This window comes from Streptomyces endophyticus, assembly GCF_035798155.1.
GTDB lineage: Bacteria > Actinomycetota > Actinomycetes > Streptomycetales > Streptomycetaceae > Streptomyces > Streptomyces endophyticus.
On the sequence record NZ_JAOZYC010000007.1, the window covers coordinates 1 to 19,311 of the forward strand.

The following is a 19,311-nucleotide window of genomic DNA, read 5'->3' on the forward strand; positions in this document are numbered from 1 at the left end:
GGCGCGGCGCCCGCGGGCGCCGCACCGCAGGACAGGCCCGCAGCGGGCAAGGCCGCGGTGGACCGCCTGTACGAGCAGGCCGAGAAGGCCACCGAGGCGTTCAACCGGGCCGACGAGCGCGCGGACAAACTCCGCGAGGAACTCGCCGACACCCAGGACCAGGTGGCCCGCGGGCAGGAGCGGATCAACGCGATGCGGCGCGCGCTCGGCGTGGTGGCCGGCGCCCAGTACCGGTCCGGCGGCATGGACCCCTCGCTCGCCCTGATGCTCTCCTCCGACCCGGACGGCTACCTCGACAAGGCCGGCACGCTCGACCGGATCGGCGCCAGGAACGCGGGCGAGCTGGTCGAACTGCGGGGCGCCCAGCGCGATCTGGACCAGCGCAGGGCCGAGGCGCGGGCCGAGCTCGCCGAGCTGGAGGCCAGCCGCAAGGCCGTCCGGCAGCACAAGCACACCGTGGAGAAGAAGCTGGCCAAGGCGCGGCGGCTGCTCAACGCGATGCCGAACGGGGAGCGGGCCGCGTACGACCGGGCCTCGCGCAGTGAGACCCGCCCCGACCTGGCCGGTGCGGGCCCCGCCTCCTCCGCCCGCGCGGCCATCGCGCTCGCCGCCGCCAAGTCGGCGCTCGGCAAGCCGTACGTCTGGGGTGCGACGGGACCCTCCGGCTTCGACTGCTCGGGCCTGATGCAGTGGTCGTACGGGCAGGCGGGCGTCGGTCTGCCGCGCACCTCGCAGGCGCAGCGGTACGCGGGCCGCCAGGTCCCGGTGTCCCAGGCGCAGCCCGGAGACCTCGTGGCGTACGGCTCCGACGCCCACCACATCGGCATCTACGCGGGCGACGGCCAGGTGATCCACGCGCCGCACCCGGGCGCCCCGGTGCGCTACGACCCGGTCGGCATGATGCCCGTCTCATCCGTGACCCGGGTCTGACGCCTCCCGTGGGACTTCGCCGTACGATCTGAAAGATGGCTGGTGGACGGCGTGCGGTGGGCAGGGCGGGGAGTGCGGTGGCACTGGGCGCCCTGCTCGTAGGGCTTTCCGCGCTCTCCGGGTGCGGCGGGGACGAGGGGCCGAAGGGCGCCGACGCGTCGGCCGTGCAGCGGGTGCTCAACCAGCGGGCGCACGCCGTCGTCACCCGGGACGGGCCCGCGTACCGGTCGACGGGCAGCGCGGATCCCGGCCTGCTCGACGACCTCTCCGAGGTCCCGCTCGACTCCTGGCAGTACAAGCTCACCCATCTGGAGCGCGCCGGGTCCCGCGCCACCGCCACCGCAGAACTGCGCTACCGCGTCGACGGCTACGACAAGGCGCCCGTGGTCGCCGAGCGCAGGCTGACCCTCGGCCACGGCGACGACGGCTGGTACGTCACCGGGGACCGACCAGGGAAGAAGGCGGGCGAGCAGCTGTGGGAGCAGGGCCCGGTGACGGCGGTGAAGGGCGCGCACAGCCTGGTGCTCGGAGTCGGCAAACCGCGTTCCGAACTGCGCTCGTACGCGAAGCTCGCCGACGAGGCCGTGCCCTCGGTGCAGCGCGCCTGGGGCGGCGACTGGGCGCGCCGGGTCGTCGTCCTGGTGCCCGAGTCCCTCGACGAGATGGGCGAGTTGCTGGGCGCGCCCGCCGCCGGCTACCAGGGGATCGCGGCCGTCACGACGGGTGAGGCGGGCGGTCCCCACACGGCGCCGGCGGACCGGGTGATCCTCAACCCCGAGGCGTACGGCCTGCTCGGCGAGGTCGGCAAGCAGGTCGTCCTCACCCACGAGACGGCCCACGTCGCCACCCGCCGCGCGACGTCCGCCGCGACCCCGCTGTGGCTCTCCGAGGGGTACGCGGACTGGGCGGGCTACCGCGAGAGCGACCGCACACCGGGCCAGGCGGCGCCCGAGCTGCGCCGCGCGGTCCAGCAGGGCGCGACGCTCGCAGGGCTCCCCGACGACGCGGACTTCGGCTTCTCCGGCGACTCCGCGAAGCTCGCCCGCGCGTACGAGAGCGGCTGGCTGGCCTGCCGGATGATCGCGGACCGGTGGGGCGAGGCGAAGCTCAACGCCTTCTACACGGCGGTCGGCGGCCACAAACAGCGGGCCGGGGCCGTCGACGGTGCGCTGCGACAGGCCCTCGGCATCGACGAGCAGGAGTTCGTGGCGCAGTGGCGGCAGTACGTGCGGTCCGAACTCGGTTCCTAGCGGGCGGTGACCGTGTCGTCGTGCGAGGTCTGCGCGGGCGCGGGATCGCGCTCGGCGCGCCGGGGCTCGGTCACCGTGGCGCGCCACAGCCGGCGGCAGGCGCTGAGGGAGGCCACGACGAGCAGGCCGTTGCGCACGAAGAGGAGGGTGACGCCGAGCGGGTCGCTGGCCACCACGTTCCCGAAGTACAGCGGGAACTCCAGGAACGTCACGAAGGTCGCCGCGAGCACCAGCCACACCGGCAGCGTCATCCGGCTGTCGCGGAACAGCAGGCAGACGGCGGCCACGCCCACCAGCCACACCATGTACTGCGGGCTGATCACCCGGCTCGTCGTCGTGAACAGCAGCACCGCCGTCAGGCCCGCGTCGGCGAGCGTCGAGGACTGCCAGGCGCGCGCCTTGAACCGCCACAGCACCAGCCAGCCGAACGCCAGCGCCGTGAGCACCTGCGCCAGCGTGCTCACCACGTCCACGTACGGGCCGAGGAACTCCACCGAGCCGTAGTTCAGCTGCACCGTGCCGTTCCAGCCGAACTGGCGCGCCACGTGGAAGACCAGCGAGCCGAGGGACTCCACCTCGGTGCCGCGGTCCTTCTGGAACGTGAGGAAGGCGAGTGCGCCCGGCATCGCGACCGTGAAGGCGATGAGCAGCCCGGCGGCCGTCACGATCGCCGTGCCCCACGTCTGCCGGGTGGCCCGGCCGCGCCGCGTACCGAGCAGCAGCAACGCGGGCCACACCTTGATCACCGCACCGATCGCGGCGAAGACGCCCGCAGCCCGCGGATGCCGGGCCGCCGCGAGCAGCGCCGCGATCGCGACGGCCGTCACCATCACGTCGTAGCGCGCGTAGACGGTCTGTCCGAGCAGCGGCAGCCCGATGACCCACACCCAGGTGCCGCGCCGCGACCTGCCCCGCCGTTCGGAGACGTAGAGGAGCATCAGCAGGACGACGGCGTCCGCCAGGAACGCGAGCAGGAAGAACGCGGAGGCGTACGACAGGAAGGGCAGCAGCGCGGGGGAGAGGATCGCCATCGCGGCGGCCGGCGGGTACTGCCACGTCACATCGCCCAGAGGGAACGTTCCGGTGCGCAGCACGTCGAACCAGCCCTGGTAGATCACGTGGACGTCGCTGGTCACATCGGGGCCCGGGACCACGATCACCTTGAAGACGCACAGCAGGAGCAGCGCCCGGGTCAGTACCCAGGTGACCAGGAGCCCGGCGGGCGTTCGCGACTTCATTCGAGACATGATGCCGGGAAGCCCTGTGGCCTGGCCATGGACCCCCGCGGCGGGGCGGTCCCCGCCGGGCGCGTTCGGTACTGTCGGCGGTGATGCGCCAGACACCGAAGACTCTGCTCGTGACCAACGACTTCCCGCCGCGCCCCGGTGGGATCCAGGCGTTCCTGCACAACATGGCGCTGCGCCTGGATCCTGAGCGGCTCGTCGTCTACGCCTCGACGTGGAAGCGCAGTCGTGAGGGCGTCGAGGCCACGGCGGCCTTCGACGCGGAGCAGCCGTTCACCGTGGTGCGCGACAACACGACGATGCTGCTTCCGACCCCGCGCGTGACCCGGCGCGCGGCCGGTCTGCTGCGGGCGCACGGCTGTACGTCGGTGTGGTTCGGGGCGGCGGCGCCGCTCGGCCTGATGGCGCCCGCGCTGCGCAGGGCCGGCGCCGAGCGCCTGGTCGCGACGACGCACGGGCACGAGGCGGGCTGGGCCCAACTCCCCGCGTCCCGGCAGCTGTTGCGGCGGATCGGGGAGGGTACGGACACGATCACGTACCTCGGCGAGTACACGCGCTCGCGCATCGCGGCGGCGCTCACGCCCGCGGCGGCGGGGCGGATGGAGCAGCTCCCGCCGGGGGTCGACGAGAAGACGTTCCACCCGGGCTCGGGCGGCGACGTGGTGCGGGCGCGCCTCGGCCTGACGGATCGTCCGGTGGTGGTGTGCGTCTCGCGCCTCGTGCCCCGCAAGGGCCAGGACACCCTGATCCTCGCCATGCCGAAGATCCTCGCGGCCGTGCCGGACGCGGTGCTGCTGATCGTCGGCGGCGGCCCGTACGAGAAGGAACTGCGCAAGCTGGCCCAGGAGACCGGCGTCGCGGACTCCGTGCGCTTCACGGGATCCGTGCCGTGGGAGGAACTGCCCGCGCACTACGGGGCGGGGGACGTCTTCGCGATGCCGTGCCGTACGCGGCGGGGCGGGCTCGACGTCGAGGGCCTCGGCATCGTCTACCTGGAGGCCTCCGCGACCGGGCTCCCGGTCGTCTCCGGCGACTCCGGCGGCGCGCCCGACGCGGTGCTCGACGGCGAGACGGGCTGGGTCGTCCGCGGCGGCTCCGAGACGGAGTCCGCGGACCGCATCATCACGCTCCTCCAGGACCCGGAACTCCGCCGCCGGATGGGCGAGCGGGGCCGCGCATGGGTCGAGGAGAAGTGGCGCTGGGACTTGCTGGCGGAGCGGTTGCGGGGGCTGTTGTAAGCGGGTGCCGTGGTCGGCGCCTGTCGTGATGGGCGCGCGGCACCGGGGCGCCGCCTTGCCCACCCTGCCGCCCCAGGCGGCAGATTGCCCAAGGCGGGGTGGCGGCACCCCGCGAGGCCGACGCCCCCGGAGGGGGCGGGTGGGTGGGAGTTGAGCGGGGGAGATCGCTTGGGCGAGACGGGCCCATCAAGCCCCGCCGGCGATTGAGGCGCGGGGTCCGGGGCGGAGCCCCGAGGCGTGAGTGGGACATCCGCCGCACCGCGCAACCACGTGCCGCAGCGGATCCCACCCGGTACCGCTACCCGCGGTAAATCGCCTCGACCTCGTCCGCGTAATCCTTCGCCACCACATTCCGCTTCAGCTTCAGCGAAGGCGTCAGGTGCCCCGACTCCTCGGTGAACTGGGCGCCGAGGATACGGAACTTGCGGACCGACTCCGCCTTGGACACCGCCGCGTTGCCGTCGTCCACGGCCGCCTGGACCGTGGCAAGCAGGTCGGGGTCGTGCTGCAGCGACGCCACCGTCGAGCCCACCGGCTTGCCGTGGTCCGCGGCCCACTTGCCGAGGAACTCCTCGTCGATCGTGACGAGCGCGCCGACGAACGGCCGACCGTCGCCGACCACCATGCACTCGGCGACGAGCGCGTGCGCCCGGATCCGGTCCTCGATCACCGCGGGGGCGACGTTCTTGCCGCCCGCCGTGACGATGATCTCCTTCTTGCGACCGGTGATCCGCAGGTACCCGTCCTCGTCGAGGGTGCCGATGTCACCGGTGTGGAACCAGCCGTCGGCCAGCGCCTCCTCGGTGGCGCCCTGGTTGTTCCAGTAGCCGGTGAAGAGGTGCTCGCCGTGCAGCAGCACCTCGCCGTCGTCGGCGATCCGGACCACGGAACCCGGCAGCGGCTGGCCCACCGTGCCGATCTTCTGGCGGTCCCACGGGTTGAACGCCGTGGCCGCGCAGGACTCGGTGAGGCCGTAGCCCTCCAGGACCGTGAAGCCGATGCCGCGGAAGAAGTGGCCGAGCCGCTCGCCGAGCGGCGCGCCGCCCGAGATCGCGTACTCGCCGCGCCCGCCGAGGACGGTCCGCAGCTTGCCGTAGACGAGCTTGTCGAACGTCTTGTACTTGAGCTTCAGGGCCAGCGAAGGACCGTTCGGGGTGTCGAGCGCGCGGCTGTACTCGATCGCCGTGTCGGCGGCCTTGTCGAAGATCTTGCCCTTGCCGTCGGCCTGCGCCTTGGCGCGCGCCGAGTTGTAGACCTTCTCGAAGACGCGCGGCACGCCCAGGATCAACGTAGGCCTGAAGGCGGCCAGTTCGTCGGTGAGCTGCTTGATGTCGGGGGCGTGGCCCAGCTTGATCGGGGCCATCAGCGAGGCGACCTCGACCAGTCGGCCGAAGACGTGCGCCACCGGCAGGAAGAGCAGCACGGAGCACTCGCCCGTACGGAACAGGGGGCCGAGGCGCGCCACGATGTTGCCGCACTCCGCGAAGAAGCTGCGGTGCGTGAGGACACAGCCCTTGGGGCGTCCTGTGGTGCCCGAGGTGTAGACGATGGTCGCCGGGTCGTCGGCCTTCGCGATGGCGCTGCGGTCGTCGACCATCCCGTCGGAGAGCCCGGCGCCGGCGCGGTACAGCTCGTCCAGGCCCCCGCCCTCGATCTGCCAGACGTCCCGCAGCTCGGGCAGCCGGCCGCGCACGGAGGCGACGGCCGCGGCGTGCGTGTCCAGCTCGACGAGGATGCCGACCGCGCCCGAGTCGCCGAGGATCCACTGGATCTGCTCGGGCGAGCTCGTCTCGTAGACGGGAACGGTGATCGCGCCCGCGCTCCAGATCGCGAAGTCGAGCAGCGTCCACTCGTAGCGGGTGCGCGACATGAGCGCGATGCGGTCGCCGGCCTGCACGCCGGACGCGATCAGGCCCTTGGCTGCGGCGCGCACCTCGGCGAGGAACTCGACGGACGTGACGTCCGTCCACGTGCCGCCGACCTTTCGGCCGATCACGGCGACGTCCGGGTGCTGCGCGGCGTTTCTGCGAACGATGTCGGTCAGATTGCCGTCCGCGGGGACCTCGTACAAAGCGGGAAGGCTGAACTCGCGCAAGACTGCTGCTCCTCGTAGGGCGCCGGCGCCACTCTTCTGTGATGCGTCGGTGCGGTCCAAGATCGGGCAGGTGCACAGTGCATCAATGAATTGTCCGCCTGAACTCGGCTGAACTCGACGGCGCTCATTGCTTGAACTGAACACGACTGGACTGCCCGGACGTTACCCACCGGTACTGCTTCTTCGATAGGGGGGTCGGACCAGATGTTCGCTGCGTCACACGTTGCCGCGACTGTTCTCGCACCCTAGTCCAGGAATCGGCCGACTCGGAAGTAACCGCAGGTCCGACGGCCTCTACCCATTCTGGGACCCATCGTCCTAGGGTGATCGCCATGCGCGTACACGTAGTCAGCGATGTGCACGGAAACTCCACCGACCTCGCACGAGCCGGAGACGGCGCCGATGCCCTCGTTTGCCTCGGTGACCTGGTGTTGTTCCTTGATTACGCAAATCACTCGCGCGGCATTTTCCCTGAATTGTTCGGAGTCGAGAACGCGGACCGCATCGTCGAACTGCGTACCGCCCGCCGCTTCGAGGAGGCGCGCGCCTTCGGAGCGGAGCTCTGGGCGGGCATAGACCGTGTGCCTGCCATCGAAAAAGCGGTGCGCAAGCAGTACGCGGAGATGTTCGCGGCCTTCCCCACACCGACGTATGCGACCTACGGCAATGTCGATATGCCGAAACTCTGGCGTGAGTACGCCGCCCCCGGCACGACGGTGCTCGACGGGGAGCGCGTCGAGATCGGCGGCTGGGTCTTCGGCTTCGTCGGCGGCGGGCTCCGCACGCCGATGCGCACGCCGTACGAGATCGACGACGAGGAGTACGCCGCGAAGATCGAGGCTGTGGGCGAGGTCGACGTGCTGTGCACGCACATCCCGCCGGAGGTTCCCGACCTCGTCTACGACACCGTGGCGCGGCGGTTCGAGCGCGGCAGCCGCGCCCTGCTGGAGGCGATTCGCCGGACCCGGCCCCGGTACTCGCTCTTCGGCCACGTCCACCAGCCGCTCGCGCGGCGGATGCGGATCGGGGCCACGGAATGCGTGAACGTCGGGCACTTCGCGGGGTCGGGCAGACCGTGGGCGCTGGAGTGGTGACAGCGGGAGCGCATGCGCGCGATAGCCTTCACGCGACACACACGCAGGCAGGCATGGCGCACTCATGACCGGTATCCGGAGGAGCCACGGCGATGGCGGAACACACCAGCTCGAGCATCACGATCGAGGCGGCCCCCGCCGATGTCATGGGGGTGATCGCCGACTTCGCCCGCTACCCCGACTGGACGGGTGAGGTGAAGGAGGCGGAGGTCATCGCCGAGGACGGGGCGGGCCGCGCCGAACAGGTCCGGCTCGTCATGGACGCCGGGGCGATCAAGGACGACCAGACCCTCCAGTACACCTGGGCCGGCGAGAACGAGGTCTCGTGGACCCTCGTCAAGTCCCAGATGCTGCGCTCCCTCGACGGCTCGTACGTGCTGAAGCCGGCGGGCGCCGGGACCGAGGTCACGTACTCCCTCACGGTCGACGTGAAGATCCCCATGCTCGGCATGATCAAGCGCAAGGCCGAGAAGGTCATCATCGACCGCGCCCTGGCAGGCCTGAAGAAGCGAGTGGAGTCGGGCAGCTAGCGCTCGATCAAGCCCCTGCGGCGATTGAGCAGCGGGGTCCGGGGCGGAGCCCCGTGGCGTCCACCACGGGTAACCTCACACCCCATGCGCACCCTCCTCGTCACCGGCCCCGGCGGCGCCGGCCGCACCACCGTCGCCGCCGCCACCGCCCACCAGGCCGCCCGGCAGGGCCTGCGTACGAGGTTGATCACCGCGGACCCCGTGGGTGAGGTCGAGGACGTGGACATCGCCCGGCTCACCCCGGCCGACGACTTCCGCCGCGACCTCCTCGCGCTCCAGGAACGCGCCGCATCCGGCCTCGAACTCCTCGGCGCCGCCCGGCTCGACGCGGACGAGGTCACACCGCTCCCCGGCGGCGAGGAGCTCGCGCTGCTCCGGGCCCTGCGGGACAGCGCCGAAGGCCCGTACGACCTCGTCGTCGTCGACCTGCCGCCCGCACCCCGCGCCGTCGACACGCTCGCCCTGCCCGAGCAGCTCCGCCGCTACCTGCGCCGCCTGCTCCCCGCGGAGCGCCAGGCCGCGCGCGCCCTGCGCCCCGTCCTCGGCCGGCTCGCCGGGGTGCCGATGCCCGCGCAGTGGCTGTACGAGTCCGCGGCCCGCTGGGACGCCGAACTCGCCGCCGCGCAGGCCGTGATCGACGCCGCCACCACCCGCGTACGGCTCGTCGCCGAGCCCACCCGGGCCGCCGCCGAGGCCCTGCGCACCACCCGCACCGGCCTCGCCCTGCAAGGGCTCGACGTCGAGACGGTCGTCGCCAACCGCATGCTCCCCGACGGCTCTACCGACCCGTGGCTCGCCGACGCCGCCGCCCGCCAGCGCAAGGTCCTCGCCGAGTGGCCCGGCGCGCACGAGCTGCCCCACCTGGGCCGCGACCCGCGCCCCGAGGACCTGGACGTACCGGCGCCCGCGACGCTGCCGGGCCCCCGTGACCCGTGGCCCGTGGAGGACCGGCTCGGCGAGGACGGCGTCCTGGTGTGGCGGATACCGCTGCCCGGAGCCGTCCGCGAGGAGCTGAGTCTGGTGCGGCGCGGCGACGAACTGGTCGTCGGCGCGGGCCCGTTCCGCCGTATCGTCCCGCTGCCCTCCGCGCCCCGCCGCTGCACCGTGGCCGGCGCGGGACTCGTCGACGGCGAGCTTCGGGTCCGCTTCGCCCCCGACCCGGATCTGTGGCCGCAGACCCGATGAAGCACACGCACCCGTTCGGGTAACGTCGAAGGTGTAACCGGTCCAGCTCTCCGCAGGAGTCAGCCGTCATGAGCGATGCCACCGAGCAGCCCGCCCACCAGGTCGACGACGATGCCTGGGAGAAGGCGTGCGCCGAGGATCTTCAGGAGGAGCGGGCCCGCCGCAGGGCCGAGTACGGGCCGCCGCCCGGATCCGCGGCCGAGGAGCTGAAGAAGCTCGTCGACGCCGTCACGGACAAGCTCTCGTCCGTGCAGGCCCCGTTCCTCGGCTCGGTCGCGCAGGGCACCGCGGAGCAGGTCGCCAAGCAGGCCGTACGGCAGGCCCGCTCCGTCATCGAGCCGGTCATCGACCGCAACGCGGACGTGTTCGACCACCTGGCCGCCGCGGGCAACGAGCTGCTCGCCGCCTACCGCTCCGCGGTCGAGGGGCAGGAGAGCCGCTGGACCCAGCGCACCCAGGAGCCCGCCCCGCCGAAGGACGCCAAGGACGCCAAGGACGCCAAGGACGCAGAGGATCCCAAGGACGATGGCCCCGGCGGGGAGCACATCGACCTGGACTGAACCGGGGGGGCGGGCTCCTGCTCGGTTAAGGTGGGCCATAGCGGGGCTCGACCGAACTGAGGGATTCATGGGACTCACCATCGGCGTCGATATCGGCGGCACGAAGATCGCGGCCGGCGTGGTCGACGAGGACGGCAACATCCTCTCCACGTTCAAGGTGCCGACGCCTTCCACGCCTGACGGGATCGTCGACGCGATCGCCTCGGCCGTGGAAGGTGCCAGGGCCGGACACGAGATCGTGGGCGTGGGGATCGGTGCCGCCGGTTACGTCAACCGCCAGCGCTCCACCGTGTACTTCGCGCCGAACATCGACTGGCGCCAGGAACCGCTGAAGGAGAAGGTCGAGGCACGCGTCAAGCTGCCCGTCGTCGTCGAGAACGACGCGAACGCGGCCGCCTGGGGCGAGTACAAGTTCGGCGCGGGCAAGGGCCACCGCAACGTCATCTGCATCACCCTCGGCACCGGCCTCGGCGGCGGCGTCATCATCGGCAACAAGCTGCGCCGCGGCCACTTCGGCGTGGCCGCCGAGTTCGGTCACATCCGCATGGTGCCGGACGGCCTGCTGTGCGGCTGCGGTTCGCAGGGCTGCTGGGAGCAGTACGCGTCGGGCCGCGCGCTCGTCCGCTACGCGAAGCAGCGGGCGAACGCGACGCCGGAGAACGCCTCGTACCTGCTCTCGCTCGGCGACGGCAGCCCCGAGGGCATCGAGGGCAAGCACATCTCCACGGCCGCCCGCGAGGGCGACCCCGTGGCCGTCGACTCGTACCGCGAGCTGGCCCGCTGGGCCGGTGCGGGACTGGCCGACCTGGCCTCGCTGTTCGACCCGTCGGCGTTCATCGTCGGCGGCGGCCTGTCGGACGAGGGCGAGCTGGTTCTCGACCCCATCCGCAAGTCGTACAAGCGGTGGCTGGTCGGCGGTAACTGGCGGCCCGTGGCCGATGTGATCGCCGCCCAGCTGGGCAACAAGGCGGGCATGGTCGGCGCCGCCGACCTGGCGCGGGAGCCCGACCCCGTCATGTGACGTACATCCGCACCTGGTGCCCGTCGTTCCCCGTGGGGGCGGCGGGCACCGGCGTATCTTGATCTTCATGGACTCCGGCTCGCTCCCCGAAGAACGCACCGAACTTCCCAAGTCCCGTACGGAATCCGACGGTTCGGCCGTCATTCGCGTCCTCAGCTACAACATCCGCTCGATGCGCGACAGCCCCGTCGCCCTCGCCCGCGTGATGAAGGCCTGCGCCCCGGACCTCGTACTGATCCAGGAGGCGCCCCGGTTCTTCCGCTGGCGCAAGCACCTCGCCCGGCTCGCCCGCGCCGCCGACCTGGTGATCCTCTCCGGGGGCGGCAGCGCCGCGGGGCCCGCGCTGCTCTGCTCGCTGCGGGCCACCGTCGAGCGCACCGAGGACGTGCTGCTTCCCCTCACGCCGGGACTGCACCGGCGCGGCTTCGCGACGGCCGTCGTGCGGTTCGGGGGCGTACGGGTGGGCGTCGTCAGCTGCCATCTGAGCCTGCAGAAGGACGAGCGGTACGCGCAGGGCGGGATGCTCCTCGACCGGGTCGAGGCGATGGGCGCCTCGGGAGTGCGGCATGTCGTCGTGGGCGGGGACCTCAACGAGCGGCCCGGCGGGCGCACCTTCGGGCGCCTCGCGCGCACCCTCAACGACGCCTGGGCGACCCGGCCCTGGGGCGGCGAGTACACCTCGACGCCGACCGATCCCCATCAACGTATCGACGCGATCCTCGCCACCAAGGGCATCGAGGTGCTGGGGTGCGGGGTGCCGGACTTCCTGGACCGGGACGAGCTGAGGGCGGCCACCGACCATCTGCCGGTGCTCGCCGCCCTCCGCGTTCCCGCCGCTTAGCCTCAGACCACGGCGCCGCGGCCCGGGTCGTCGCCGTCCTCGTCGTCGCCCGGTGACATCCGGGCGACGAGCGTGCCGAAGCCGCCGAGGAAGCCGCCGATGCACAGCGTCGCCAGCCACCACGTCATGTCCCAGCCGAGCAGCACCGCGAGGAGCAGCAGGATCGGGCCGCCGACCACCGCGAGCCAGGCGAACCTGGCCGTGACGTCACCTTCCGGCAGCGGCGGCGGCTCGGGCGGGACGAAGTGGCCCTCGTCGTCGGGCTCGGGCGGCGTGTGGTCGCGCGGACCGGGCGTGGAGGCGATGCCCGGGGCGAAGGAGACCGAGGAACCGAGGGGGCTCTGCTTGCCCCGGTCCTGGTTCTTGTCCTGGTTCTGCTCCTGACCCGAGTCCGGGTCCGGGTCCTGATTCTGGTCCGGATGGTCCTTCTTCGGGGTGCTCCGCTGTGCGTCGGCCGACCGCTCCGGTGACTCGTTGGTCTCCGGTTCGAGCAGGGCCAGGTCCTCCACCGACTTGAACGGCTTGGCGCCCGGCGGGTCCGGCGGCTCCTCCCCGTAACCGGCGACGATCGCCGCCCACGCCGCGTCCTCGTCGTTCGGCAGGAGGGGATCGGGCGACTGCCCGCCGGTCTCCTCCTGGTCGTGCGGCTCTGAACTCTCCGGCCGCTCGGACCCGCCCCGCTCCTGCTCAGTCACCGGTGCTCGTCCCTTCCACGCCCTCGCTGGGGATCTTGCCGACTTCGGGAGCGAGCCGGTCGAAGAACGCGTAGCTCTCCTCGAAGATCCGGTCCGCGTCATGGTCCAACGTCGCCACGTGGTAGCTCTGTTCCAGCAGGATCTCCGTGACGTCCGTGGACGAGACGCGGCCGAGCACACGGGCCGAGTCGGCGGGCGGCACCACATGGTCGTGCACGCTGTGCAGCACCACCAGCGGCTGGGTCACCTGCGGCAGTTCACGGTCGACGAGCTGGAAGAAGCGGCGCAGCTGGTACACCGCGTGCAGCGGCATCCGGTCGTAGCCGAGCTCTGCCACGCCCTCCTTGGCGATGTCGCTGGCGATGCCCTTCACGGAACGCACGAGGTGCCGGGTGACCGGGAGCGTGTGCGCGGCCAGGTCGTGCACCTTGTTGCCCGGGTTGACCAGGACGAGGCCCGCGATCTCGTCCCCGTGCCTGGCCGCGAGGCGCAGGGCGAGCGCGCCGCCCATCGACAGGCCGCACACGAAGACCTTGGAGCAGCGCTCGGTGAGCTCGCGCAGGGCGCGGTCCACCTCCGCGTACCAGTCCTGCCACGCGGTGACGGCCAGGTCCTCCCAGCGCGTGCCGTGGCCCGGAAGGAGCGGGAGCGAGACGGTCAGGCCGCGCTCGGCGAGGTACTCGGCCCAGGGTCGCAGCGACTGGGGCGAGCCGGTGAATCCGTGACAGAGGAGGATGCCGACCTCGCCGCCGTCATGGCGGTACGGCTCGGCTCCAGGAAGGACCGGCACCTTCGGTCTCCTGTTCATGGCAGAGAAACGGTGGACGGACGTGCGGGGGGAACGAGCTGACGGGCAACAGCGACGTGGACCTCACGGTACGCGACCGGACTGACACCGACCAGGGTCGTCGGGCCCCGGGGCGGCCCCGCGGGTTAAGGTCGGATCCTCGGACTGGTCCCGGTACGAGGTCCGGGCACGAGGGAAGGCAGTGGGTTGATCTACGGCGCAATGAAGGTGGCCATCGGAGGGCCGCTGAAGATCGGGTTCCGGCCGTGGGTGGAGGGACTCGAGAACATCCCCGCCGAGGGCCCCGCGATTCTCGCCAGCAATCACCTCTCGTTCTCCGACTCGTTCTTCCTCCCCGCCGTCCTCGACCGCAAGGTCACCTTCATCGCGAAGGCCGAGTACTTCACCACCCCCGGGGTCAAGGGAAAGATGACGGCCGCCTTCTTCAAGGGCGTCGGCCAGCTGCCCGTTGACCGCTCCGGTTCGCGGGGCGCGGGTGAGGCCGCCATCAAGAGCGGCATCGAGGTCCTGGAGCGCGGCGAGCTGTTCGGCATCTACCCGGAGGGGACCCGTTCCCCCGACGGCCGCCTCTACCGCGGCAAGCCGGGCGGCCTCGCGCGCGTGGCGCTGTCCACCGGCGCCCCCGTCATCCCCGTCGCCATGATCGACACGGAGAAGATCCAGCCCCCGGGCAAGGTGATGCCGAAGCTGATGCGCCCCGGCATCCGCATCGGCAAGCCCCTCGACTTCAGCCGCTACCACGGCATGGAGGGCGACCGCTTCGTCCTGAGGGCTGTCACCGACGAGGTCATGTACGAGATCATGAAGCTTTCCGGCCAGGAGTACGTCGACGTGTACGCGACGGCCGCCAAGCGGCAGATCGCGGACGCGGAGAAGGCGGCCAAGGCCGAGAAGGAAGCGGCGAAGAAGGCGTTGGAGAAGGAACGGGGCGGCTCCTAGTCGCGTCGTTCCCAAGGAGTGCCCAGAAGCACCAGAAGCAGAAGTACCCAGAAGTGCCAAGGGTGGGGACAGGGGACATGGGGAACACGGGCGGGCGCGATCGGGTCGTACGGATGTCGGTCGAGCAGCCGCTGTGGCGCGCCCTCACCGGGTACCGCCTGCTGACCCTCGTCTACGCGATCGGGCTGTTCGCCTCCTCGTACGAGGTGTACGAGCGCCCGTGGGTCGGCGCCGGCTACTTCGTGGTCCTCGCGGTGTGGACGCTGGTGACGCTGCCGCAGGTGTCGGGCGCCCGGCGCTGCACCAAGCGGTTCCTCACCGCCGACCTGACGATCGCCGTCGCCGGCATCCTGCTCTCGCCGGTCGCCGGGCACGAGCGGTCCGTCACCGGAGGCGCCACCCTGCCGTCGATCTGGACGGCGGGCGCGGTCCTCGCCTGGGCGCTCAAGGGCGGCTGGCGCTGGGCGGCCGGAGCGTCCCTGCTCGTCGGCGTCGCCAACGTGCTGCAGCGCGGCGACGTCACCCGGGGCCTCGTCCACAGCGTCCTTCTGGTCTGCATCGCGTCCATAGCGATCGGCTACGTCGTGGAGGTGGCCCGCGCCTCCGAGCGCACCCTCGCCCGCGCCCTGGAGATCGAGGCGGCGACGCGCGAGCGGGAGCGCCTCGCCCGCGACATCCACGACAGCGTGCTGCAGGTCCTCGCGATGGTGCAGCGCCGCGGCACGGCCCTGGGCGGCGAGGCGGCGGAGCTCGGCCGGATGGCGGGCGAGCAGGAGGTCGCGCTGCGCACGCTGGTCGCCGGGGGCCTTGTGCCCACGTCCCGTGCGTCCGAGGACGCGGAGGGCGGCGCGGTCGTACGCAGCATGGCGGAACTGGGCGAACCGGATGAACCGGATGGACCGGACGAGGGGGACGGCGCGGGCCCCAGCGACCTGCGCCCCCTGCTCGCCGGGCACGCCGGTGGACGCATCACTTTCTCGGAGCCGGGCGCCCCGGTGCCGATGCGGCCCGCTGCGGCCCGCGAACTGGCCGCCGCTGTCAGCGCGGCCCTGGACAATGTGCGGGTTCACGCGGGTGCGGATGCCAGCGCGTGGATCCTCGTCGAGGACGAGCCGGACGCGGTGATCGTGACGGTGCGGGACGACGGTCCCGGCATTCCGGAGGGCCGCCTCGCGCAGGCCGAGGGCGAGGGCCGGCTCGGCGTCGCCCTGTCGATCAGGGGCCGGCTGCGCGACATCGGCGGCACCGCCGCGCTGATCTCGATTCCCGGCCAGGGCACCGAGGTCGAACTGCGCGTACCGAAGAAGTAGTTGAGGAAGCGCCCGCGAGGGCCACGGGGGAAGGCAGGACAGGAGCGATGAGCGAACAGCAGCAGGAGGGCGCGCCAGCGGCGGCGGTCAGGGTCATGGTGGTCGACGACCATCCGATGTGGCGCGACGCCGTCGCCCGCGACCTGGGCGCGGCCGGCTTCGAGGTCGTCGCCACGGCCGGCGACGGCGAACAGGCGGTGCGCCGCGCGCAGGCCGTGGGCCCCGACGTCCTCGTCCTCGACCTGAACCTGCCGGCCAAGGCGGGCGTCCAGGTCTGCAAGGAACTCGTCGGCGCCGACCCCCGCCTGCGCGTCCTCGTACTCTCCGCGAGCGGTGAGCACGCCGACGTACTGGAAGCGGTGAAGTCCGGTGCCACCGGCTATCTGCTCAAGTCCGCCTCCACGGACGAGCTGATCGACGCCGTGGGGCGCACCGCCGTCGGCGACCCCGTGTTCACGCCGGGCCTCGCGGGCCTCGTGCTCGGCGAGTACCGGCGGCTCGCCTCGGACCCGTCCCCGGCCGGTGACGCCGGCGAGTCGGGCGCCGCCCCGCAGCTCACGGACCGGGAGACCGAGGTGCTGCGGCTCGTCGCGAAGGGGCTGAGCTACAAGCAGATCGCCGAGCGCCTGGTCATCTCGCACCGCACGGTCCAGAACCACGTGCAGAACACCCTCGGCAAACTCCAGCTGCACAACCGCGTGGAGCTCGTCCGGTACGCGATCGAGCGGGGTCTGGACGACGACTGACCCGGCGCGGGAGAGTGGCCCCCAACCACTCGCCGTGACAAGGGAGTTACGCCATGAGGGTCGGAGTGCTGACCGGAGGCGGTGACTGCCCCGGACTGAACGCTGTCATCCGGGGCATCGTGCGCAAGGGCGTTCAGGAGTACGACTACGACTTCGTGGGGTTCCGCGACGGCTGGCGCGGCCCCCTGGAGAACGACACCGTCCCTCTCGACATCCCCGCGGTGCGCGGCATCCTGCCCCGCGGCGGCACCGTGCTCGGCTCCTCGCGGACCAACCCCCTCCAGGCGGAGAACGGGATCCGCCGCGTCAAGGAGAACCTCGCCAAGCAGGAGGTCGAGGCCCTCATCGTGATCGGCGGCGAGGACACCCTCGGCGTCGCGGCCCGGCTCTCGGACGAGTACGGCATCAAGACCGTCGGCGTACCGAAGACCATCGACAACGACCTCTACGCCACCGACTACACCTTCGGTTTCAACACGGCCGTCGGCATCGCCACCGAGGCCATCGACCGGCTGCACACCACCGCCGAATCCCATATGCGGGTCCTCGTCGTCGAGGTCATGGGCCGGCACGCGGGCTGGATCGCGCTGCACTCGGGCCTGGCCGGCGGGGCCAACGTCATCCTCATCCCCGAGCAGCGCTTCGACGTCGAACAGGTCTGCGCCTGGGTCACCTCCCGCTTCCGCTCCTCGTACGCCCCGATCGTGGTCGTCGCCGAGGGGGCGATGCCGCGCGACGGCGACGTGGTGCTGAAGGACGAGTCCCTGGACTCCTTCGGGCACGTGCGGCTGTCCGGCGTGGGCGAATGGCTCGCGAAACAGATCGAGAAGCGCACCGGCAAGGAGGCGCGGACCACGGTCCTCGGGCACGTGCAGCGGGGCGGTACGCCGTCCGCCTTCGACCGGTGGCTGGCCACCCGGTTCGGGCTGCACGCCATCGAGGCGGTGCGGGACGGGGACTTCGGGAAGATGGTGGCGCTGCGCGGCACGGACATCGTGCGCGTACCGATCGCCGAGGCGACGTCCCGCCTGAAGACGGTGGATCCGGCGCTGTACGAAGAAGTGGGCGTCTTCTTTGGCTGAGGCTTAGGCTCGCGCTCATGGAGATTCTCGCTTTTGGTGTGCAATCCGACGAAAAGCCCCTCATCGAGAAGGCCTTCGAGGGCCACCACGACGTCCGCTGCCTCGATGTCTTCCTCAATGAGGACACCGCGCCGATCGCGGCCGGCTACGAGATCGTCTCCACCAGCGTCAACGCCACCCTCAATCACCGCGTGCTGCAGACCCTCGCGGCCGGCGGCACACAGCTGATCGCCCAGCGCTCCACGGGCTTCAACAACATCGACCTCCAGGTCGCCGAGCGGCTCGGCCTGACCGTGTCCCGCGTCTCGTACTACTCGCCGTACTCGGTCGCCGAGTTCGCCTGGACCCTCGCGATGGCCGTCAACCGCCGCATCGTCCGCGCCAGCACCCGCACCCGCGACTTCGACTTCCGCCTCGACGGGCTGATGGGCCGCGACCTGCGGGGCCGCACCGTCGGCGTGCTCGGCACCGGCAAGATCGGCGAGGCCTTCACCCGGATCGCGCACGGTTTCGGCATGAACCTGCTCGGCTGGGACGTCGCCGAGAACCCGAACTGCGTCGCCCTCGGCATGAAGTACGTCGACAAGGAGCAGCTGTTCGCCGAGGCCGACGTCATCAGCTTGCACGTCCCGCTGCTGCCCGCCACCGAGCACATCGTCGACGCCGCCGCGCTGCGCGCCATGAAGGACGACGCGATCCTGATCAATTCCAGCCGCGGCGGCCTCATCGACACCAAGGCCCTCGTCGCCGAGCTCCGCGAGGGCCGCTTCGCCGGCGTCGGCCTCGATGTGTACGAGGCCGAGGCGGGCCTGTTCTTCCTCGACAAGTCCCTCGACGTCGTCGAGGACGACACCCTGGCCCGCCTCGTCACGTTCCCGAACGTGCTGGTCACGTCCCACCAGGCGTACTACACCGTGGACGCGGTCGGACAGATCATCGAGACCACGGTGCAGAACGTCCTGGACTATCAGGCGGGCCGCCGCTCCGAGAACGTGCTGGTCCCCGCCGAATCCACCAGCTGAGCCAGCAGCTCCCGCACGATCCCGGCGCCGCGCAGCGACAGCACCGACTCCGGGTGGAACTGGACGCCCGCGAAGGAAGGACCGCGCAGCGCGTGCACCTCGCCCGTCGCCCGGTCCCGGCTGATCTCCACGCCGTGCGCCGCCAGTTCGGTCGCCGTCTCGTCGTCGCAGGACGCCACGAAGCTGTTGTAGAACCCGACCTTCTCGGTCCGCCCGAACACCTCGACGTCGGTCTGCGCGCCCTGGTACGGCACCTCCTTGCGGACGATCTCCAGGCCCAGCTCCGCCGCGATCAGCTCATGGCCCAGGCAGACGCCGAGCACGCCGTGTTCGTGGCCACGGAGCACGTCGGCGGTCAGGGAGCGCAGGAAGCGCATCTTCGGATCGGTGAGGTCGCAGGGGTCGCCAGGGCCGGGGCCCAGCACGACCGGGCCCTCGTGCGCGAGCACCGCCTCCCGCAGCCCCTCCTCGTCGTAGCGCCGCACCGTCACGTCGAGCCCCGTCGAGCGCAGCACGTGCGCCAGCATCGCGGTGAACGTGTCCTCGCCGTCGACGACGAGCGCGTGCCCGCAGAGGTCGCTCTCGCGCGTCTGCATCCGCAGCCAGAACGGCGCCAGTGCCGACCGCCGCCCGTCCAGCGCGGCCCGCACCCGAAGAGCCGTGCTGCTACCAGCAGTTGAGCGAGCTGCCCGACTTCGACGGCAACCGCGTCGTCCTCGGC

The 19,311-nt window shown here is 71.6% G+C and carries 19 protein-coding genes; 14 read left to right on the forward strand and 5 right to left on the reverse strand.

Features of this window, described 5'->3' with window-relative positions; translation table 11 throughout:
• Both OKJ99_RS02890 and OKJ99_RS02895 read left to right on the forward strand, forming a co-directional pair.
• Positions 1-930: C40 family peptidase (locus OKJ99_RS02890; RefSeq protein ID WP_326014097.1), on the forward strand; the 930-nt coding region annotated here is incomplete at its 5' end.
• Positions 931-965: 35 nt separating this feature from the next.
• Complete coding sequence (locus OKJ99_RS02895; protein ID WP_326014098.1) at positions 966-2,180, forward strand: hypothetical protein; 1,215 nt, start codon at positions 966-968, stop codon at positions 2,178-2,180.
• On the opposite strand, the gene OKJ99_RS02900 is transcribed toward OKJ99_RS02895, so the two are convergent.
• Positions 2,177-3,418, reverse strand: a complete 1,242-nt coding sequence (locus OKJ99_RS02900; protein ID WP_326014099.1) for a glycosyltransferase family 87 protein — start codon at positions 3,416-3,418, stop codon at positions 2,177-2,179. The genes OKJ99_RS02895 and OKJ99_RS02900 overlap by 4 nt on opposite strands.
• 92 nt (positions 3,419-3,510) lie before the next feature.
• Here OKJ99_RS02900 and OKJ99_RS02905 point away from each other — a divergent pair, with 92 nt between their 5' ends.
• Positions 3,511-4,662, forward strand: a complete 1,152-nt coding sequence (locus OKJ99_RS02905; RefSeq protein WP_326014100.1) for a glycosyltransferase family 4 protein — start codon at positions 3,511-3,513, stop codon at positions 4,660-4,662.
• 298 nt (positions 4,663-4,960) lie between these two features.
• On the opposite strand, the gene OKJ99_RS02910 is transcribed toward OKJ99_RS02905, so the two are convergent.
• Positions 4,961-6,757 carry an AMP-dependent synthetase/ligase gene (locus OKJ99_RS02910; protein WP_326014101.1) on the reverse strand — a complete coding sequence of 599 codons (1,797 nt, stop codon included), beginning with the start codon at positions 6,755-6,757 and terminating at the stop codon, positions 4,961-4,963.
• Between the two features lie 332 nt (positions 6,758-7,089).
• Between OKJ99_RS02910 and OKJ99_RS02915 the strand changes: the two genes are divergently transcribed.
• From OKJ99_RS02915 to OKJ99_RS02940, 6 genes are all read left to right on the forward strand, one after another.
• Positions 7,090-7,851, forward strand: coding sequence for a metallophosphoesterase family protein (locus OKJ99_RS02915; protein ID WP_326014113.1), 762 nt, complete (start codon positions 7,090-7,092; stop codon positions 7,849-7,851).
• Positions 7,852-7,943: 92 nt separating this feature from the next.
• Positions 7,944-8,381, forward strand: coding sequence for an SRPBCC family protein (locus OKJ99_RS02920; RefSeq protein ID WP_326014102.1), 438 nt, complete (start codon positions 7,944-7,946; stop codon positions 8,379-8,381).
• Between the two features lie 84 nt (positions 8,382-8,465).
• Positions 8,466-9,566, forward strand: a complete 1,101-nt coding sequence (locus tag OKJ99_RS02925; protein WP_326014103.1) for an ArsA family ATPase — start codon at positions 8,466-8,468, stop codon at positions 9,564-9,566.
• A 68-nt stretch (positions 9,567-9,634) separates the two neighbouring features.
• The gene (locus tag OKJ99_RS02930) at positions 9,635-10,126 is read left to right on the forward strand and encodes a DUF5304 domain-containing protein (RefSeq protein WP_326014104.1); all 492 of its coding nucleotides are present in this window, start codon (positions 9,635-9,637) and stop codon (positions 10,124-10,126) included.
• 67 nt (positions 10,127-10,193) lie between these two features.
• Positions 10,194-11,147, forward strand: a complete 954-nt coding sequence (locus OKJ99_RS02935; protein ID WP_326014105.1) for an ROK family glucokinase — start codon at positions 10,194-10,196, stop codon at positions 11,145-11,147.
• A 67-nt stretch (positions 11,148-11,214) separates the two neighbouring features.
• Positions 11,215-11,988 (forward strand): endonuclease/exonuclease/phosphatase family protein, encoded by a 774-nt coding sequence (locus OKJ99_RS02940; RefSeq protein ID WP_326014106.1) that lies wholly within the window; start codon positions 11,215-11,217, stop codon positions 11,986-11,988.
• A gap of 2 nt (positions 11,989-11,990) precedes the next feature.
• On the opposite strand, the gene OKJ99_RS02945 is transcribed toward OKJ99_RS02940, so the two are convergent.
• Both OKJ99_RS02945 and OKJ99_RS02950 read right to left on the reverse strand, forming a co-directional pair.
• Positions 11,991-12,683, reverse strand: a complete 693-nt coding sequence (locus OKJ99_RS02945; protein WP_326014107.1) for a hypothetical protein — start codon at positions 12,681-12,683, stop codon at positions 11,991-11,993.
• Entirely contained in the window at positions 12,676-13,473 is a 798-nt protein-coding gene (locus OKJ99_RS02950; protein WP_326014114.1) for an alpha/beta hydrolase, read from the reverse strand. The genes OKJ99_RS02945 and OKJ99_RS02950 overlap by 8 nt, the downstream gene beginning before the upstream one ends.
• A 204-nt stretch (positions 13,474-13,677) precedes the next feature.
• Here OKJ99_RS02950 and OKJ99_RS02955 point away from each other — a divergent pair, with 204 nt between their 5' ends.
• The 5 genes from OKJ99_RS02955 (at position 13,678) to OKJ99_RS02975 (ending at position 18,590) form a co-directional block, all read left to right on the forward strand.
• The gene (locus OKJ99_RS02955; RefSeq protein WP_326014108.1) at positions 13,678-14,430 is read left to right on the forward strand and encodes a lysophospholipid acyltransferase family protein; all 753 of its coding nucleotides are present in this window, start codon (positions 13,678-13,680) and stop codon (positions 14,428-14,430) included.
• A 77-nt stretch (positions 14,431-14,507) separates the two neighbouring features.
• A complete protein-coding gene (gene macS, locus OKJ99_RS02960) occupies positions 14,508-15,740 on the forward strand; it encodes a MacS family sensor histidine kinase (RefSeq protein WP_326014109.1) in 1,233 nt (410 codons plus the stop codon).
• A 47-nt stretch (positions 15,741-15,787) separates the two neighbouring features.
• A complete protein-coding gene (locus tag OKJ99_RS02965; protein ID WP_326014110.1) occupies positions 15,788-16,486 on the forward strand; it encodes a response regulator transcription factor in 699 nt (232 codons plus the stop codon).
• Between the two features lie 53 nt (positions 16,487-16,539).
• Positions 16,540-17,568, forward strand: a complete 1,029-nt coding sequence (locus tag OKJ99_RS02970; RefSeq protein ID WP_326014111.1) for a 6-phosphofructokinase — start codon at positions 16,540-16,542, stop codon at positions 17,566-17,568.
• 17 nt (positions 17,569-17,585) lie between these two features.
• On the forward strand, positions 17,586-18,590 hold the full coding sequence (locus tag OKJ99_RS02975; RefSeq protein WP_326014112.1) for a 2-hydroxyacid dehydrogenase: 1,005 nt from the start codon (positions 17,586-17,588) through the stop codon (positions 18,588-18,590).
• Here the strand turns inward: OKJ99_RS02975 and OKJ99_RS02980 are convergent.
• The coding region (locus tag OKJ99_RS02980; RefSeq protein ID WP_407700635.1) for an aminodeoxychorismate/anthranilate synthase component II at positions 18,536-19,311 on the reverse strand (776 nt) is incomplete at its 5' end. The genes OKJ99_RS02975 and OKJ99_RS02980 overlap by 55 nt on opposite strands.

What these genes read in the sequence shown, in the direction of transcription:
- OKJ99_RS02925 (WP_326014103.1), top strand. Translation starts at nt 8,466, where the DNA reads ATGCGCACCCTCCTCGTCACCGGCCCCGGCGGCGCCGGCCGCACCACC.
- OKJ99_RS02965 (WP_326014110.1), top strand. Translation starts at nt 15,788, where the DNA reads ATGAGCGAACAGCAGCAGGAGGGCGCGCCAGCGGCGGCGGTCAGGGTC.
- OKJ99_RS02900 (WP_326014099.1), bottom strand. Translation starts at nt 3,418, where the DNA reads ATGAAGTCGCGAACGCCCGCCGGGCTCCTGGTCACCTGGGTACTGACC.
- OKJ99_RS02935 (WP_326014105.1), top strand. Translation starts at nt 10,194, where the DNA reads ATGGGACTCACCATCGGCGTCGATATCGGCGGCACGAAGATCGCGGCC.
- OKJ99_RS02930 (WP_326014104.1), top strand. Translation starts at nt 9,635, where the DNA reads ATGAGCGATGCCACCGAGCAGCCCGCCCACCAGGTCGACGACGATGCC.
- OKJ99_RS02940 (WP_326014106.1), top strand. Translation starts at nt 11,215, where the DNA reads ATGGACTCCGGCTCGCTCCCCGAAGAACGCACCGAACTTCCCAAGTCC.
- macS (WP_326014109.1), top strand. Translation starts at nt 14,508, where the DNA reads ATGGGGAACACGGGCGGGCGCGATCGGGTCGTACGGATGTCGGTCGAG.
- OKJ99_RS02970 (WP_326014111.1), top strand. Translation starts at nt 16,540, where the DNA reads ATGAGGGTCGGAGTGCTGACCGGAGGCGGTGACTGCCCCGGACTGAAC.
- OKJ99_RS02895 (WP_326014098.1), top strand. Translation starts at nt 966, where the DNA reads ATGGCTGGTGGACGGCGTGCGGTGGGCAGGGCGGGGAGTGCGGTGGCA.
- OKJ99_RS02920 (WP_326014102.1), top strand. Translation starts at nt 7,944, where the DNA reads ATGGCGGAACACACCAGCTCGAGCATCACGATCGAGGCGGCCCCCGCC.
- OKJ99_RS02905 (WP_326014100.1), top strand. Translation starts at nt 3,511, where the DNA reads ATGCGCCAGACACCGAAGACTCTGCTCGTGACCAACGACTTCCCGCCG.
- OKJ99_RS02975 (WP_326014112.1), top strand. Translation starts at nt 17,586, where the DNA reads ATGGAGATTCTCGCTTTTGGTGTGCAATCCGACGAAAAGCCCCTCATC.
- OKJ99_RS02915 (WP_326014113.1), top strand. Translation starts at nt 7,090, where the DNA reads ATGCGCGTACACGTAGTCAGCGATGTGCACGGAAACTCCACCGACCTC.